This is a genomic window from Bacillus sp. OV166 (assembly GCF_900177675.1).
In the GTDB taxonomy this organism is placed as follows: domain Bacteria; phylum Bacillota; class Bacilli; order Bacillales; family Cytobacillaceae; genus Neobacillus.
Genome location: NZ_FXWM01000001.1, coordinates 5,787,059 through 5,803,810 on the forward strand (window position 1 = coordinate 5,787,059; position 16,752 = coordinate 5,803,810).

Sequence of the window (16,752 nt, forward strand, 5' to 3'; positions counted from 1 at the left end):
AAAAGGGAGAATGTATATGGTAAGCAGCAATATTTTAGGAAACGGTGGGATTAAGTTATTCCCTAACTTAAAGAAATTGGATTCGGAGATCCAAAGAACAGACAATAATTTTTGTGTAATATCAGGGAAAGAGTATTGCTTGAAAGTAATTGCCCTTCATCATTCTTTACAAAGGCATTGTCAGATTTTCAATCTTTGGATTTGTTGTATGGATAGCTTTACATTTATGCTTATGAAGAAACTTAACTTAAAAAATGTACACCTCTTACAAGTTGAAGTTATTGAGGATGATAATCTTCGCAAAGTCAAACAGGATCGAAAGCCTAATGAGTATTGCTGGACCATCAAAGCCCCGCTAGTGGAATATTTATTAACTACCTATGACATTGAAAAGATGATCTATTGTGATGGAGACTTATATTTTTTCTCTGACCCTGTGTCGATACTAAATGAGTGGGGCGAACATTCTGTTTTTCTATGTCCCCAAAGGGATCTCGATTGGGTAGAACAAAAGTATGGAAGATTCCAGGCAGGCTTAATTGGATTTAAAAAAGATCAATATGGAATGGAAAGCTTGAAATGGTGGAAAAGTCGATGTTTAGAATGGTGTAGCCATGAAGAAAAAAACGGACAATATGGTGATCAAAAATATCTTGATAATTTCCCGCTTTTTTTTCAAAAAGTCAAAATTTCAGAGCATCTAGGAATTGATGCTGCTCCTTGGAACAGTATTTATAATAACAACTATAAGATAACAAAAAATGACCAGAGTATCTTGATCGAAGATGATCCGCTTGTAGTCTTCCACTTTGCCTGTCTTACAATCTATGATAGTGAAAAATTTGATTTATGGTCTCTTGGTAAATTAAAGATTCAGACCACTATTATTAATGAAATCTATGTTCCTTATTTAGACGAAATCAAATCTGTTATGAAGGAAATCAATGCGGTCGAGCCAGATGGGTTAAGTAATTGTTTAAGTAAACAGCCTTATACAGAAGCAAATACATTTTATAACTATACGCCACTAAGAAGAGTAATGGATCAATCTGATGAATACTATAACTTTGCGATAATTCTCAGCAAAGATTTCTTGATTAAAGGACTAACCCTTTACTATTCCTTAAAAAAGAAAATAAACAATTTTCATATGTGGATTTGCTGTATGGACCATGTAAGCTTTGAAATAGTGAATCAGCTAAATCTCACTAATATTTCCATTCTTCAGGTAGAGGAAATTGAAGATGAAGAGCTTCTTAAAGTAAAAAATGAAAGGACCTTACAAGAATATTGCTGGACCATGAAGGCCCCTTTATGCCAGCATATTTTAAGCAACTATGGTGAGGTGGATCATATCATCTATTGTGATAGTGACCTGTATTTCTTTTCAGATCCAAAACCGATCCTTGAACAATGGAACCAATATTCTATTTTTCTGTGTAAACAAAGAGGTTCACAAGAGCTTGAACGGATACACGGACAATATCAAGCTGGGCTAATAGGATTTAAAAAAGAGGAAAACAGCATGAAAATCCTAAACTGGTGGCGGGAAAAGTGTATAGAGCGTTGTTCTTCTATTTATGATAAAAAATATGGAACATGGGGGGATCAGAAATATTTAGATGCAATTCCTCATTTGTTTTCTAATATTAAAGTAAGCGATGACCCAGGGATAAATGCGGCTCCGTGGAATTTAGTCATGATGAATAACTCCTCTGTATCAAAAAAAAAGAAGACAGTAATCGTGGATGATTCTGATCTTATTGTCTATCACTTCGGAAGCATGTTGATGATAAATAAAAAAAATTTCGATTTATGGAAGCTTGAACCATTATCTTTTGATAGTTCTATTATCGAAAACATATATCTTCCTTATATCCTTCAATTAAGGAAGACTTGCCGGAAATTAAAGAAAAAAACCAATTTGAAAAACCTAACTCCATTTTTCGCCTCAATTCCGGAGGATTATCAATCAAAAAATCCCTTTTCCATTTAATACCACACTTCATTTATTTTAACAGACTACCCTAATAATTTTCCAAGATATCTTCCGATTGATGTAAAATCACGATGAGAAAGGAACATTATGAATACACTTTCTTTTGAAAATAAAAGAGTTTTAATAACTGGAGGATATGGCTTTATTGGTTCACACTTAATCAGAAGACTGCTTAAAGAAAAAGCCCAGGTGGCTGTGCTGGTACGTGAAACATCTAATCCTTGGCGAATCCAGGATATTTTAAGGGATGTTAAGGTTTTGATAGCCGATATACAAGATGGTGGCGAAGTTTTACATTCAGTTGTCCAATTTGCTCCTCATTATATTTTCCACCTTGCTGCGTACGGAGTCAATTCTCGGCAACAAAACTACATGGATGCACTTCAAATAAATGTACTTGGGACAATAAATATCGTACAAGCAGCAAAAGTGGCTGGCTGTGATAAATTGATTAATCTAGGAAGCAGCTCAGAATATGGTAATAAAAAAGGAGCTATCCATGAGGAAATGGCTTTAAATCCATTAGACATTTATGGAAGCACAAAGGCAGCCGCTTCGATCATCTCCCATCAACTCGCATTGGAAAGCAGGATACCGATTGTTACTTTACGACCATTCGGTGTTTTTGGAGAAGGTGAAGATACCCATAAATTATTTGGTTATATTATCACGAGCTTACTTAAAAACCAAGAAGTAAAGCTTACATCATGTGAACAATTTAGAGATTACTGTTATGTTGGAAATCTAATTGACGGCATGCTCATAGCTGCACATCAGCCTTCTGACCAAAATGAAATATATAATATTGGCAGTGGAGAAATTTATCGATTAAAACATTTTGTTTCCTTGATTTATTATCATATGCAAGCAAATCAAGAACCTGTTTATGCTACCATTCCAGACAGAATTAACGAAAGAAATCCTCTGCCAGATATAACCAAAATAAAAACTCGGCTTAATTGGAACCCCCTAATAACGCTAGAAGAAGGAATAATAAGAACAACCAACTGGTATAAACAAAACCGCGATCTATTTATTTAAACAATTAACTAAAAGAAGGTGAGGGTGACAATGTTAAAAAATGCAGACCTACTATTTAAAGATAAAACTGTTCTAATTACAGGACATACTGGCTTCAAAGGAGCTTGGCTTGCAATCTGGCTGAACGAATTAGGGGCTAATGTAATTGGGTATTCGCTGGACCCTGAAGGTGAAAAGAACCTCTTTGTTTTATCAAAATTAAATAAAAAGATAATAGATATTCGTGGTGACATTAGAGATTATGAAAAATTAAAGAGTGTCTTCGACCAATATAATCCTGAAATTGTTTTTCATTTAGCTGCACAGTCCATTGTGAAATACTCATACGACCATCCAGTCTACACATACGAAGTAAATGTTATGGGGACCTTGAATGTGTTAGAAGCAATACGGAAAAGCGATACAGCCAAAGTAGGAATTATGGTTACTAGTGATAAATGCTATGAGAACAAAGAGTGGGTTTGGGGCTACCGTGAAAATGATGCCATGGGAGGGCATGACCCATATAGTTCAAGTAAAGGATGCTGTGAATTATTAATTTCTTCCTATCGGAATTCATACTTTCCGGTAGAAAATTTTGAAAAACATGGGAAAGTGATTGCTTCTGTTAGGGCTGGAAATGTTATTGGCGGAGGTGATTGGTCCTTAAACAGAATCATTCCAGATAGTATAAGAGCATTAGAATCGCATCAAGATATTGTCATACGATCTCCAAAATCTATCAGGCCGTGGCAGCATGTGATTGAACCACTGGGAGGTTATATCACGCTTGCAGGAAAAATAATTGAAGATGGCCCTCTCTTTTCAACTGCCTGGAACTTTGGACCTGAAACACACAGTATCATTACAGTAGAAGACCTTGTTAATAAAGTACTAATCCATTGGGAAAGTGGAAGATGGGTACCAGAACATAAAAACTCTACTTTACATGAAGCAAAGTTATTAAGCCTGGATATTAGTAAAGTTAAATATGAATTAAACTGGAATCCTAGGTGGGATATTGATATAACAGTAGAAAAAACAATAGAATGGTACAAAAAGTATAAACAGACCAATGTATATAACTTGTGTGTCAAACAAATCAATGAATATTGTCATCTTTAAGAGCTTTTCACCTTGTCTTTTAAATGATGACAACTTTTTTTGTTTAGGCGGTGCCGCACCGTTCTTCCATCCCCCGCAAACCATTTCCAAACGCTCGCTGCTTACTAACGCCCATCCCATCGTCACGGACGACTATGTCAATTTTTTCAGAAAGAAGTTGAATGGAAATGGCACAATGGGTGGCACTGCTGTGCTTGACGACATTCGTCGCCGCCTCACGTATACACATACCGACGATATTTTGCGTAAACGGGGATATCTCCGAAAAATTAGCCGTGCCATCATAATGATAGGTAATCCCTGCTGCCCGCAATATTTGCTGGACCTGGACCAGCTCTTCCGCGATCGTTGCGGCACGCATATCGGTTACCAATTCTCGAACTTGCTTTAACGCAGCCCGGGATGCGACTTCCATTTCCTTTGCTTCCATTCGGGCCCGTTCCGGGTCGAGTGCAGTCAGCCTCTGAACCAACTGACTTTTTAACGTCAAAAGGGACAACGTATGACCTAGCGTATCATGGGGGTCGCGGGCAATCCGAACTCGCTCCTCTCGTTTCACCAATTCGGCAATCAGCTGGTTGGCTTGGTCCAGCTTCTTCTCAAGTTCCAAATAGTATTACGTAGGAATTGGCTGGTTCTAGGATATTAACAAGGTTATCAACATGAATTACGTCTATATCCACACCATATAAGAAGATATCAACAGATTTCAACCATTTATACACAGATTATGTGGGTAACTTTTTCTTTTTCATAAAGGACTTTCCAACAAGTGAATTTATCCACATTTCCCACAGTATTATCCACAAAACTAACAGATTTACCCACAATCCTCTTATATCTATCCACATTTTATATGGATTTTATCCACATTTCTCATTACAAAAGGCCTAGACTGATCTCTAGGCCTTTTGTATTTAACTGTTCGAGTTCTCATCTGGATTTGCACTGTCATAACGATCGACAATTTCTTTTAGCTCACCCGTATCCCCTTTTGCATTAATGATCTCAAAAATTTGATTTAATCCTTCACTAGTTTTTTCCTCTTCATTTTTCAAAATAATACCTCCTTTATATCCTATATATTAGCCATTTATTTTCAAAATTATTTAACATTGGCACCGTGCAAATACAACATTGCTCAGTAATTCACAAATTATTCACTAATCCACTTATTTCCTGTGATTTCAATCACTCGACTATTTTGCACACGATCTAAAATAAAAGTGTAAATAGTATTACATTACAGGAGATAAATGGAGGAAATGGGATGGGTAAGTTAGCTAAGTTTGGAGCAATTATGGTTTCGTGTGTGATGGTATTAAGTGCTTGTGGAAAAGATGATTTATCAAGAGAAAAAACTGTTCAAGCCAAAACGGACACCACTGTGACAACTAAAGTAATCGGACCCCATGAGCATATAAATCAAAATCCAACTCCAATTAAAATGAATCGAATTGGTCCGCATGAAGTAAATGTGGAGATGACATCACAAATTACAGATATTGAAATTTCCAAAGGTGAAATGTATAAAGCTTGGACCTTTAACGGCGAAGCTCCTGGACTAGTTATTGTGGTGAACCAAGGCGATAAAATCAATTTTACATTGAAAAACATGGATCCATCCATTCCGCACAGCATGGACTTTCATGCCGTACACGCCGCACCATCTAAAGATTTTGCCAATGTGCTACCAAATGAAAGCGGTTCATTTTCCTATCCAGCCAATAATCCAGGCGTATTCATGTACCATTGTGGAACAAAGCCTGTTCTTGCACATATTGCCAATGGAATGCACGGGACAATTATCGTCAAACCAACTGAAGGCTATCCAACCGATTCCAAGGTAAACCGGGAATTTGTCATCGTTCAAAATGAATGGTACAAATACAACGATATGAACGATTTTACAAATGGAAAACCAAAATATGTAGTTTTTTCAGCTAAGGCTTTAAATGATGGTGATGTCAACACGAACGGTACGGTTGGCGCTCTTGTCGACAAACCACTGCTAACAAAAGTCGGTGACAAAGTGAGATTTTACATTAATAACGTTGGTCCCAATGAAGTCAGTAGCTTCCATGTCGTTGGAACTCTGTTTGATGATGTCTATATCGACGGGAATCCATTTAACCATATGAAGGGAATGCAAACAGTCTTACTTCCAGCGAGCGGCGGGGCAGTAGTCGAATTTACCGTAACCCAGGAAGGCAGCTATCCTTTTGTCACACACCAATTTAATCACGCAACAAAGGGCGCAGTCGGTGTCTTGAAAGTCACCAAAGACGGAAATGACGACGGCAGTGAAACAATGTCACACTAAAATATAAGGGACAGTTTAACAAATTGAAGCGTCGGTGTCAGGCACTCGGCGCTTTTTGGAAACTAAGCATCTCAAACAATTTCGGGCGGAGAGCGAGGTACACTAGCCGTCGGGCGTTGGAGCTGAATTCAGATAAATTCCAAAACACAAAACAGAGCTTGGATAAGGTTCCAAGCTCTTTAACTTTCTTATCGATTGTAATGTTATTTAACGATTGCTGCCCTTAATTTATTAATCCCAAACTCCAAATACCCCTTTAAACAGGTCAGCATATACACCCAGCCTTCTTTATTATCAATCAATTGAGCGACTAACTCATCATCATCTTCTCTAAAACCTTCTTCAATCACTTCAATAATGGTACTTGTTTGATCCAATTCTTCCAGAGAAATTGTTACACTATTCCCTTCTCCATCTGTCCCCCACCGGAAGACGATTTTCTTATTTATCTCGACTTCGATGACTTCAATATCGACTTGTGCATCGTATTCTTCATATCTTAATGTGACTGTTTGGCCCTGCTCCCATCTCGAACTTGATGAGAACCAGAAATTCTTGATTTTCGAAGGGTCTACGAAGGCTTCAAATACTTCATTCGCTGGTTTTATTATTTTAAATTTTGTCAGATTGTACATTTCGAAATCATCCCTCTTTTACTATGGTTAATATATGTAATGGTTGTCCTATTGTTTTATTTTATACCTTTTAGTCTATAAAAACATAAAGGCCTGTACCAACTACACTGATACAGGCATTTTTTTTTAATATGATTTCGCTTAGATTTTTAAACCAAACTCGACAACTTTACTATTATGATAGCTTGCTCTAATCATAAACTTGGCTCTCAATTCTTCATCCAGGCAATCTTGCTGTAACAGCGCGTTGTGTCTGTGCTGGATTAAATGATAATAATATTTTCCCTTTAAGAACATTTTCAACACAAAAAATCCTCCTCAATAGTCATTTACATAAATCGACGGAGTTTTCGTGTTCGGTAACTGGCAAGCATCGTCGTTAAACCTTAGCCCCTTTAGTTTTGCGTCACCATTTTTCAATGGCTTTGCCGTTTCGTACGATTTATGTGTTATTAAAAATATATGCAACTGAATAATAAAATAAAAGTGTCTTTGTACCTACACTCACTTAATAGTTAACTTCCTTCTGTCGTTATACCTTGGATCGCTGCCAATTGATTCTACCAAACATATCGATGAAACATCCTTAGATTCACAGCCGTTTTGAAATCATCTTGGACAGAATTTAGAATGACGTTTTAAAGTCTCTAATCCTGTCCATGATGTTTACTGAAGTGAATTTTAAAAAAAAGGAAGTTAACTATGTTAAAAATACGTTTCGTCTTTTTGACTCTTATGGTGTTTGCAATCTCTTTGACCGGCTGCACTGGAAAATTTCATTTTATGCAAGACGATGGAAAATTGGATAACAATTCCTCAACTGGTGCAGGAGGTCAGCAACAGGATGCTAACGTCCCAGTTGGTTCCTCCCCAAAGGTGATCCCTGTTCTTGTTAATAAGGACAATAAACTGCCCGCTAATTATCAGCCAAGTGATTTAATTTACCCTGACATCCCATTTACGTTCGTACAGAAAGCAGAAAAGCGACAAATGAGGGCCGAGGCAGGTGCGGCGATCGAAAAATTATTCGCAGGCGCAAAACAACAGGGTGTGCATCTGTTAGGTGTTTCTGCCTACAGGTCCTATGCTTCCCAAACAGCTTTATTTAATTACTATGTTGATAAAGATGGATACGAAGCAGCCCGAACTTATAGCGCAGTTCCCGGAACGAGCGAGCATGAAACTGGCCTGGCTATTGATGTGACCGGTGGAGATGGAACATGTGCGGCCGAGGACTGCTTCGAAGGAACAAAGGAGGCAAGCTGGCTCCAAGATCATGCAGCAGAGTACGGCTTCATTATCCGCTACCCGAAAGGTAAAGACTCGATCACCGGCTACCAATACGAACCCTGGCACCTGCGCTATGTCGGCAAGGTAATCGCCAAAGAAATCATGAGCCGCGGCATCACACTCGAAGAATACTATAATGCCACAGTTGTAAATAATTAATTTATGTGGTGCTTTTAATGTGGTGTCAGGCACCGTAAAAAGCAGAAGCGCCCGTTTAGCTGGTTTTCGGTGCCTCGATTTTCTGGTGCCTGACACCGAAATGGTTCGCGCATGTGTAAGAGTCAAAAAGGCCCTCACTACAACCGAAGTTGCAGTGAAGGCCTTTTGTATTTATTTCCCTTTTATTTCTAATAATTTCAGTCGAAGATCGTTTTCCATCGAAGCTAGTTCCTGTTCGGCTTGGCGGCGCTTATGGCGGCCTTCCTCTTGGATTCGCATTGTTTCTTCAAGTGTCGTGATTAGGCTTTCCTGAGTTTTCTTTAAGGTTTCAATATCAACGATGCCGCGCTCATTTTCTTTCGCCGTCTCGATTGTATTGGTTTTTAGCATTTCTGCATTTTTCAAAAGGAGTTCATTGGTTGTTTTCGAAACCTGTTTCTGAGCCTCGACTGCATGACGCTGTCGTATTAACGTCAACGCAATCGCCACCTGATTTTTCCATAACGGAATCGCCGTCATAATCGATGATTGGATTTTTTCCACTAGGGCTTGGTTCGTGTTTTGAATCAAGCGAATCTGCGGAGCACTTTGAATGGTAATTTCCCGGCTTAATTTTAAATCATGGAGACGCTTATCTAAGCGATCCGCAAATTGGATCATATCGTTAACTTCTTGAAATTTCATTTGGTCATTGGTTACTTCGGCTGCTTTTTTCAGCTGTGGAATTGTCTTTTCCTGCATTTCTTCAAGCTTGATCTCCCCAGCGGCAATATAGACATTAAGGGCATGGAAGTATTCCTTATTCGTCTCATACAACTGTTCAAGCAATTTAATATCCGACATCAGGACATTTTTGCTGCGATCGAGTTTCACACTGATTCGGTCAATTTGGGCGCCTGTTTTTTGATATTTTGAGAGCACTTCTTGAATCGAACCTGAAATTTTTCCAAACATACGAGCAAATAAGGATGGTTTCCCATCCTTCAAATCATCCGGATTCACTTCATCAAGTCTCTTCATTAAATCACTGATGATTTGCCCGATTTCACCCACATCTTGTTTCTGCACATGCTCTAGCATCGTATGCGAGAAAGATAATAACTTACCTTGGGCTTGGATACCATATTGAATCATCGACTGATGGTTTGTTGGATCGATTTGTTCAGCAATCTGATACGCCTTTGCGCGATGTTCTTCTGGTATCACATCAATTAATTTAACAGGCCTAGCCTCACTAGTGTGCTGGACCGGATTTTTTGAAAGCTCTAGTTTATCCCCAAACGGGTCTGCAAGGATATCATCTAATAAGTTACCAGCTTTATTGGGTTGGATTGGGTTGTTTTCGTTCATTTTAGCCACCTATTTTCTTCCGGGAATTTAGCGTCCTTTTGCTTATTAAGGGTATGCTTTGCGACATCAATTTCAAAATTCAAGTGATCGATATCATCGGAAATCACTTTATATAAATCCTCTTCCAATACCTTGGTTAGTTCATTTAATGTATGACGTGTTTCAATAAGTGATTGGCCCATTTCCATGTTCTTTTTCGGCTGGGAGGATAAGAAGCTATATTTCTCAGTAAGCTCAACGATTGAATCTAAATGTGAAAAATAAAACTGCTCAGCCTGGTAAAATCGCTTCGGCTCTTTGGTTGTCATCTTGTGTATTTTTTTTGTAATTCTAAGGAGGTCAAGTCTTTGTTTTACGGACGAAATATCACGAATGGTAAAAAGGTTTTTATTTAAGCGATTGATTTTCTGTTTGGCTTCCATTAGGTTTTTCCGAATGTATCGATATTCTTTTCTTGATATCTGATGCTTTTTTAAAAAGCTTCTATTCATAACGATGGAAAGGATTAAATGGGTAAGAATCCCCCCGGTAATGGCAATGCCCGTTGACGGCCAAAATGCTTGACCCAAAGGAAAAAAGCAGACCAGCCAGGTTACCACTGTTAATGGGACGGCTACAAATGAGCGAAGAAGAAACGACAAAATCGGGTTCATAATAAATCGACTCCTGAGTTAAGACATCTTTATATTCCTACGAATGAATGCAATGGAATGTTTCAATTTCCTCAAAATATAAACCAAAAAGAAAATTATTTCCATTTACTACTTCAACAATACACGAAAAAACTCCTGCCTGCCATAGACCTCAAACGGAAAGAAATCTAGGTCTTGAGACGTATTTTTAGATTGTGCCATATTTAATGGTTCTTTTATGGTGTCAGTTATGTGTCAGTTATGGTGTGAGTTATGGTGTCAGTTATGGTGTCAGGCACCGCTCGTGGACAATTGCACCATTTGTCCACGCACAGTGGAAAATACGTTTTGGGTTTCCATTCTTGTCAAGTGCGATGCCTTTATGAGGAATCCCAATTATCTAGGCTTCTGCCCAAGAGTCTATTAATACGACGCATAGGATAGATACGATAGTGAGGAGAGAGGAGAATATTATGTATAATCCTTATAATATGCCTATAGATTATCAAAGTGGATTGAACCAGCTAATTTATAGTAGACAATATCATGGCGGACAGCATCAGCATCACAGTGGCGGGCAACATCACCATGGCGGCGGACAACAGCACAGTGGGCAACATCACCATGGCGGCGGACATTCAGGTTTTAATCTTGGATCATTGGGATCTAGCTTGCTTGGGCTTGGCTTAGGTTATTTAGGAGGAGCCGCGCTAGGAAATGGACCTAATCCGGGAGGATATGGGTTTGGCGGCGGTTATGGCGGCCTCCCTGGATACGGTGGATTCGGAGGATACGGTGGATTCGGAGGATACGGCAGCGGTGGCCCCGTTCAGGGATACAACCCTTATGGGCCAGGTGTAGTTGGCGGATTAGGCTATCCTGGTGTGGGCACGCCAGGTTACCCAGGATCAGGACCTAATATGAACATGTACGGACAGTTCCAACCAAACCCTGGTATTAATAGTGGCTATGGGTCATGGTCTCCTAACGAATATGGGATCCCAAGTGTAAATCCAAGTTTGGCACATACTAAATTCAATTCACCTCAAGGATTAAAATACTCATAAATTTAATTAATAAAGGGAAGCCGCAATGAGCTTCCCTTTATTAGTATTTGAGTTCCAATCCATACATTACTAGATTAATCCCCATGTAATCACGTGGGGATAGACACTGAAAGTGAAGGGAATGATTTTAGTAACTAATAGGAACTTGATAGCCTTTATCATGCTTTCTAGCAAAATCCTCTGGATTTGCAACAAGGTATAGGATACCTTCTATAAATCCTATAATTGCAGGAACATATGTCCAGCAGAATAACAAATAAAGAATCCCCATACCCGGTCGGCCGAGGTAAAACTTATGGGCCCCAATACCACCGAGTAGAATACCTAAGATCCCCGCTGTAGTTTTGTTTTTAGTATACCTAGCTGCAAAGCCACCGACTCCCCCACTAGCAGCGCTTGATGAACTTGAGGAACCGCCTCCGCCACCAGCATTCATAAACACCATTGGTTGATTATTTTTGCTACCATCTTCAAGCTTTTCCATTTTTCTCTTATTTTCATCAAATAACTCATTTACACATTTTTTACAATAATTTTTACCCTTAAGCTCTGTGTTGCAATTATGACAAATAAATTTCCCACAGCCTACACAGGTACCAACTGATTCCGCATCATCATGAACATAACAAACGCTCATTTTACAACCCCCAATAGTAGTATTTATGTAAAAAAAATTAATATCTTAATAGACATTTTACTACAATTGGTAATATATTTCTCTAAAATTTTACAAAATTTTTAGGAAATAGAAAGTTTTGGATTTGTATACAATAAATAGTAATGGGTGTATTAGCTAAGGAAAGTAGAGTTTGAGTTTTGAAGAATTATGAATTAGAAAGTTGATATAAGATTAAAGATTAAAAAAGCAGGAAACCATAGAGGCAACCCGCTTTTTAAAAAGATATTATCGTTCATATAGTTCAAGCGGCAGCCCATCCGGGTCCGAGAAGAAGGTGAATTTCTTGTTTGTTACGGGGTCCACACGCACGGCCTCCACATTCACTTGAAACCTTGTCAAATATTGGACCGCATCTTCGATATCATCTACTTCAAAGGCTAGATGTCTCAAACCAGCTGCTTCAGGATAGCTTGGCCGGACAGCTGGTTCCGGAAAGGAAAACAACTCAATCTGATATTGACCATTCACTTCCAAATCCAACTTATAGGAATCTCTTTCCTCTCGGTAAACTTCATTAATAGGCTTCAACCCAAGGATTCGAACATAAAAATCCTTAGATTTTTCATAATCCGAGCAAATCACTGCAATATGATGGATCTTATTTAACTTCATCTATCCACTTCCCCCTTAATAATCATCACTCAAACCAAATACCTCTTGTCTGCTCAAATAGACAAGAGGTTCTATTATCAACTTAACCGTCCACCCTACACAGACAAAACCCTAAAAGTGTCCACGGCTGGTGCCTGACACCACATCTTTCCCCCCAATCTATTCGCCAAAATCCGTTGGGCGTTCTCCATTTTCAAAGTGGTGAAGGATGGCTTTGACGATTCGCTCGGAGGCGAACCCATCTCCGTAAGGATTGGAGGCGTGCGCCATTTGGTCATGTGCGGCTTGGTCTGACAGCAGCTCATCTGCAAGTTGAAAGATGGTTTTCTCATTGGTTCCAGCCAGTTTTAATGTACCCGCTTCAATTCCTTCGGGGCGCTCGGTGGTATCACGTAAAACTAGCACCGGTACACCCAAAGATGGTGCCTCTTCCTGTACACCGCCTGAATCGGTCAAAATCAGATAGGCCCTTGCGGCAAAGTTATGGAAATCGATCACATCTAAAGGCTCAATCAGATGAATTCTCTCGTTTTCTCCCAGTACTCGATTGGCAATTTCACGAACCACTGGATTCATATGGACCGGATAAACCACCTGAACATCGGCATGCTTTTCGACCACACGGCAAATCGCACGGAACATATTTTCCATTGGTTCTCCCGTGTTTTCCCTTCGATGGGCCGTCATGAGAATTAACCGGTCATTCCCGAGTTTGTCTAAAACCGGATGAGAATAATTCGCTCTCACCGTTGTTTTTAGCGCATCGATGGCCGTATTTCCAGTGATATAAATAGCCTTTTCTCTCTTATTTTCCACCAAAAGGTTTTGCTTCGATTGGACCGTTGGCGAGAAATGGAGATCGGCCAAAACACCTGTCAACTGGCGGTTCATTTCCTCTGGGTACGGGGAATATTTATTATGAGTCCGGAGTCCGGCCTCCACATGACCAATCGGAATCGAGTGATAGAACGCAGCCAAGCTTGCCACAAATGTTGTTGTCGTATCACCATGGACCAGCACAATATCTGGCTTGACGTCGGCAAGAACTTGATTGAGCCCCTCTAAGCTACGCGTCGTAACATCCAGAAGAGATTGCCGTTCCTTCATTATATTTAAGTCATAATCAGGCGTAATTTCAAAAATATGCAACACTTGGTCAAGCATCTCGCGGTGCTGCGCTGTCACCGTCACAATCGGTTTAATTCTATCAGGATATTTCTCTAATTCTTTTACCAAGGGAGCCATTTTAATTGCTTCCGGTCTCGTTCCAAACACAGTCATTACCTTCAATTGATTGTCCATAGAGGCCTCCAACTATATCTTCAGTCCAATATCATTTACATTCACTAAACATGATACCAAAGATTATACATTTATGAAAAAACAATCCTCCCTGTTCTGTCATTAAAATTCCTCAACTATCAATGACGCCTTGTAATTATCTAAAAATTTATATGTACAATATTACTTTTTTCATAAGGGCGAATATATTGCAGAGTAAATTTTTAAAATATCCAACCTAGGAGTGAATTATATTTTGAAAAAAAGGGCCCTTTTTACCATCCCTATCACCTTGCTACTCATCGCAGTAATGGTGGCTTCCATTTTCCTCATCAATCTCAAACCAGCCGCTGGGAAAATCGCTCAAGCCCAAAAGCTCGCTGAATACTCCAAACCGGCAGTCGTTCGAATCATTGATTATGCTGTTGTCCAGTGGCAATTTAATAATCCCAATGATCCCGAAGTCATCGCCATATTGGAACAGCTAAAAAATCAATCCGTAGTGGGCGGCTCAGGTTCAGGGGCGATTATTAGCTCTAACGGCTATATCGTTACCAATGCTCACGTCGTTGAAGCGACTCAACAGGAAGACGAGGATATTGCCAATGCTGCGTTTGAACAACTGGTAACGATCATCGCGGACTATTTTAAGGTAGATTATGAAACAGCCTACAAGTATATGGTCCAGTATACACAATACACTGGAATTGAAAAGGTTCTAAAAGTAATTTTACCAAGTGGGGATGTACTTGATGGCGAGGTTAAAAGCTATGGTGCTCCTATTAATGAAGGAAAAGATGTCGCCGTTCTAAAAATTGAAGGGAAAAACCTGCCGACTCTACCGCTTGGAGATTCTGATAATATCCAGAACCAAGATAATATTTGGGTCAGCGGCTATCCTGCTGCGGCCGATTCTGATTTATTATCGCCAGATTCGTCGTTAGTTTCTTCCATGAATGCAGGCCAAATTTCGGCAACCTCCAAAAAGACTGAACAAGGAAGCCCGGTCATCCAAATTAACGCGGCTGCTACTCATGGGAATAGCGGTGGACCGGTCATCAACGCAAAAGGGGAAATTATTGGCTTGCTCACCTTTAGGGGCGACACAGTCAACGGCCAAGAAGTTCAAGGCTTTAATTTTGCCGTTCCTGTTAATACCGTTAAAGAATTTGTCAACCAAGCGGGCGCAAAAAATGCGAAGAGTGATACGGATAAGCTTTATCAAGAAGGACTTAACCTATACTGGGGCGGCTACTATAAGCATGCGTTAGAAAAATTTGAGGCAGTCCAACGGATTTATCCGAATCATTCCGAAATTAAACAATATATCGCGAACTCCGAGAAAAAGATGGGCAGCAGCAAGACGCTCTGGTCCGATTATGCGACTATCTTCTACATCGTTGATGGTGTTGCCGGATTGCTCATTATTATTCTTCTGTTGTTCACGTTTGCCTTTAGACCGAAACAGCAAGCAGTTGCTGCGGCACCGGCAGCTCCAAACCCAACGCCAATAGCCCCACAGCCAACTGCACCTGAAAATACTCTAACAGACTTAAATAACGATGGAAAAATCGACGTTCAAGATATCCTACTCGCCCTTCAAGAGGCTCAGAAGAAGCAGAAAAAAGACGAGGAATAATGTGGTGCCTGACACCAATATACCTCGATAAAACCTATAGAAAAATGGGATGTAGTTGACACTACGTCCCATTTCTTTAAATAAGAATCCATTTCATTAAGGGAGAGCAGATGTGATGAACTATCTGGACGAATAATTGCCTGCAGCCATGAGGTATGATGAAGCACATTTATCCATTTACGGGTTAATTGGCGGTATGGCCGTTATGGCCCTAAGCCTGTTATTATTTATATAAGGGTATGCTGATGGGTGTCAGGCACCCTGTGAATTTTTCACAGGGTGCCTGACAACCATCTATTCTATTAGGAGGTGAAGCCAAATGATTTACTTTTTTCTAGTCTTATCCTATTTGATTGGGAGTATCATGTTTGGATTTCTGGTTACGAAAGCTCTCTACCGTAAGGATATTCGCCTTCATGGGAGTGGAAATGTAGGGGCGAGGAACGCAGGACGCCTTCATGGAAAAACGGCCTTTGTATTGATATTTCTAGGGGATGCTCTAAAAGGTGGCCTCGTCATTCTGCTGGCTCGCTATTTTGGATTTTCTGACCCCGTTCAACTTGTTGGTTTAGGCATGGCCATTTTTGGCCATCTGAAACCAATTACCCTGAACTTTAAGGGAGGGAAAGGGATCTCAACTTTTATTGGCGGAATAATTATGTTTGAACCACTGCTTGTTTCCGTTATTATCTTAGCATTTCTAGTACTCTATCCTTTTACAAAGAGCTTCACTTTTTCAGGATTAGGTGCATTCCTGTTCATTCCTCCTTTTCTAATAATCATCGACCATGATTGGATAAGTTGTGCAATTGTATTGTGTATCTTAGTATTCATATTCCTGGCCCATTGGAACAATATCAAGGTAAGACTGAAAAAATAACATCAGATGTCCATGATCCACCCCACACGGACATTTTAGCGATTTTGTCCACGGATGGTAC

At 39.6% G+C, this 16,752-nt stretch carries 14 protein-coding genes, 4 pseudogenes and 1 riboswitch; of the genes and pseudogenes, 9 read left to right on the top strand and 9 right to left on the bottom strand.

Features of this window, described 5'->3' with window-relative positions; genetic code table 11:
- Positions 1-16 precede the first annotated feature (16 nt).
- From CCK98_RS28475 to rfbG, 3 genes are all read left to right on the top strand, one after another.
- Positions 17-1,996 (top strand): glycosyltransferase, encoded by a 1,980-nt coding sequence (locus tag CCK98_RS28475; protein ID WP_088089675.1) that lies wholly within the window; start codon positions 17-19, stop codon positions 1,994-1,996.
- Between the two features lie 90 nt (positions 1,997-2,086).
- Positions 2,087-3,040, top strand: a complete 954-nt coding sequence (locus CCK98_RS28480; RefSeq protein WP_088089676.1) for an NAD(P)-dependent oxidoreductase — start codon at positions 2,087-2,089, stop codon at positions 3,038-3,040.
- Positions 3,041-3,070: 30 nt separating this feature from the next.
- Positions 3,071-4,144: a CDP-glucose 4,6-dehydratase gene (gene rfbG, locus CCK98_RS28485; protein ID WP_088089677.1), complete on the top strand. Its 1,074-nt coding sequence runs from the start codon at positions 3,071-3,073 to the stop codon at positions 4,142-4,144.
- 58 nt (positions 4,145-4,202) lie between these two features.
- On the opposite strand, the pseudogene CCK98_RS28490 reads toward rfbG, so the two are convergent.
- Both CCK98_RS28490 and CCK98_RS35695 read right to left on the bottom strand, forming a co-directional pair.
- Positions 4,203-4,754: pseudogene (locus tag CCK98_RS28490) on the bottom strand (sensor histidine kinase); the annotation flags it as partial.
- Between the two features lie 307 nt (positions 4,755-5,061).
- Positions 5,062-5,202, bottom strand: coding sequence for a hypothetical protein (locus CCK98_RS35695; RefSeq protein WP_179195957.1), 141 nt, complete (start codon positions 5,200-5,202; stop codon positions 5,062-5,064).
- A gap of 212 nt (positions 5,203-5,414) precedes the next feature.
- On the opposite strand from CCK98_RS35695, the gene CCK98_RS28495 reads away from it, so the two are divergent.
- Positions 5,415-6,467: a multicopper oxidase domain-containing protein gene (locus CCK98_RS28495; protein ID WP_088089678.1), complete on the top strand. Its 1,053-nt coding sequence runs from the start codon at positions 5,415-5,417 to the stop codon at positions 6,465-6,467.
- Positions 6,468-6,670: 203 nt separating this feature from the next.
- Here the strand turns inward: CCK98_RS28495 and CCK98_RS28500 are convergent, their stop codons facing one another.
- Positions 6,671-7,102 carry an SRPBCC family protein gene (locus tag CCK98_RS28500; RefSeq protein WP_088089679.1) on the bottom strand — a complete coding sequence of 144 codons (432 nt, stop codon included), beginning with the start codon at positions 7,100-7,102 and terminating at the stop codon, positions 6,671-6,673.
- A gap of 141 nt (positions 7,103-7,243) precedes the next feature.
- Complete coding sequence (locus tag CCK98_RS35700; protein ID WP_179195958.1) at positions 7,244-7,408, bottom strand: hypothetical protein; 165 nt, start codon at positions 7,406-7,408, stop codon at positions 7,244-7,246.
- Between the two features lie 49 nt (positions 7,409-7,457).
- Positions 7,458-7,542, bottom strand: a riboswitch (cyclic di-GMP riboswitch).
- Positions 7,543-7,804: 262 nt separating this feature from the next.
- Between CCK98_RS35700 and CCK98_RS28505 the strand changes: the two genes are divergently transcribed.
- On the top strand, positions 7,805-8,551 hold the full coding sequence (locus CCK98_RS28505) for a D-alanyl-D-alanine carboxypeptidase family protein (RefSeq protein ID WP_088089680.1): 747 nt from the start codon (positions 7,805-7,807) through the stop codon (positions 8,549-8,551).
- 171 nt (positions 8,552-8,722) lie between these two features.
- Here CCK98_RS28505 and CCK98_RS28510 read toward each other — a convergent pair whose 3' ends face one another.
- Positions 8,723-9,901, bottom strand: a complete 1,179-nt coding sequence (locus CCK98_RS28510) for a toxic anion resistance protein (protein WP_088089681.1) — start codon at positions 9,899-9,901, stop codon at positions 8,723-8,725.
- Entirely contained in the window at positions 9,898-10,554 is a 657-nt protein-coding gene (locus CCK98_RS28515; protein WP_088089682.1) for a 5-bromo-4-chloroindolyl phosphate hydrolysis family protein, read from the bottom strand. The genes CCK98_RS28510 and CCK98_RS28515 overlap by 4 nt, the downstream gene beginning before the upstream one ends.
- Positions 10,555-11,267: 713 nt before the next feature.
- Between CCK98_RS28515 and CCK98_RS35705 the strand changes: the two are divergent.
- A pseudogene (locus CCK98_RS35705) lies at positions 11,268-11,351 on the top strand (spore coat protein); the annotation flags it as partial.
- Positions 11,352-11,727: 376 nt separating this feature from the next.
- Here CCK98_RS35705 and CCK98_RS36870 read toward each other — a convergent pair.
- From CCK98_RS36870 to wecB, 3 genes and pseudogenes are all read right to left on the bottom strand, one after another.
- Positions 11,728-11,952, bottom strand: a pseudogene (locus CCK98_RS36870) (TM2 domain-containing protein); the annotation flags it as partial.
- A 552-nt stretch (positions 11,953-12,504) separates the two neighbouring features.
- A complete protein-coding gene (locus tag CCK98_RS28530; RefSeq protein ID WP_088089683.1) occupies positions 12,505-12,891 on the bottom strand; it encodes a VOC family protein in 387 nt (128 codons plus the stop codon).
- Positions 12,892-13,050: 159 nt separating this feature from the next.
- Positions 13,051-14,193, bottom strand: coding sequence for a non-hydrolyzing UDP-N-acetylglucosamine 2-epimerase (wecB, locus tag CCK98_RS28535; protein WP_088089684.1), 1,143 nt, complete (start codon positions 14,191-14,193; stop codon positions 13,051-13,053).
- A 235-nt stretch (positions 14,194-14,428) separates the two neighbouring features.
- On the opposite strand from wecB, the gene CCK98_RS28540 reads away from it, so the two are divergent.
- The 3 genes and pseudogenes from CCK98_RS28540 to CCK98_RS28545 all read left to right on the top strand — a co-directional run bounded on the left by CCK98_RS28540 (position 14,429) and on the right by CCK98_RS28545 (position 16,691).
- A complete protein-coding gene (locus CCK98_RS28540; RefSeq protein WP_088089685.1) occupies positions 14,429-15,811 on the top strand; it encodes a S1C family serine protease in 1,383 nt (460 codons plus the stop codon).
- Positions 15,812-15,947: 136 nt separating this feature from the next.
- Positions 15,948-16,046, top strand: a pseudogene (locus CCK98_RS36580) (zinc transporter ZupT); the annotation flags it as partial.
- Between the two features lie 84 nt (positions 16,047-16,130).
- Positions 16,131-16,691, top strand: coding sequence for a glycerol-3-phosphate acyltransferase (locus CCK98_RS28545; RefSeq protein ID WP_088089686.1), 561 nt, complete (start codon positions 16,131-16,133; stop codon positions 16,689-16,691).
- Positions 16,692-16,752: the final 61 nt, after the last annotated feature.

Bases quoted from the DNA above. Each gene is read 5' to 3' on its own strand.
- CCK98_RS28475 (WP_088089675.1), top strand. From the start codon at position 17: ATGGTAAGCAGCAATATTTTAGGAAACGGTGGGATTAAGTTATTCCCT.
- CCK98_RS28480 (WP_088089676.1), top strand. From the start codon at position 2,087: ATGAATACACTTTCTTTTGAAAATAAAAGAGTTTTAATAACTGGAGGA.
- rfbG (WP_088089677.1), top strand. From the start codon at position 3,071: ATGTTAAAAAATGCAGACCTACTATTTAAAGATAAAACTGTTCTAATT.
- CCK98_RS28495 (WP_088089678.1), top strand. From the start codon at position 5,415: ATGGGTAAGTTAGCTAAGTTTGGAGCAATTATGGTTTCGTGTGTGATG.
- CCK98_RS28500 (WP_088089679.1), bottom strand. From the start codon at position 7,102: ATGTACAATCTGACAAAATTTAAAATAATAAAACCAGCGAATGAAGTA.
- CCK98_RS28505 (WP_088089680.1), top strand. From the start codon at position 7,805: ATGTTAAAAATACGTTTCGTCTTTTTGACTCTTATGGTGTTTGCAATC.
- CCK98_RS28510 (WP_088089681.1), bottom strand. From the start codon at position 9,901: ATGAACGAAAACAACCCAATCCAACCCAATAAAGCTGGTAACTTATTA.
- CCK98_RS28515 (WP_088089682.1), bottom strand. From the start codon at position 10,554: ATGAACCCGATTTTGTCGTTTCTTCTTCGCTCATTTGTAGCCGTCCCA.
- CCK98_RS28530 (WP_088089683.1), bottom strand. From the start codon at position 12,891: ATGAAGTTAAATAAGATCCATCATATTGCAGTGATTTGCTCGGATTAT.
- wecB (WP_088089684.1), bottom strand. From the start codon at position 14,193: ATGGACAATCAATTGAAGGTAATGACTGTGTTTGGAACGAGACCGGAA.
- CCK98_RS28545 (WP_088089686.1), top strand. From the start codon at position 16,131: ATGATTTACTTTTTTCTAGTCTTATCCTATTTGATTGGGAGTATCATG.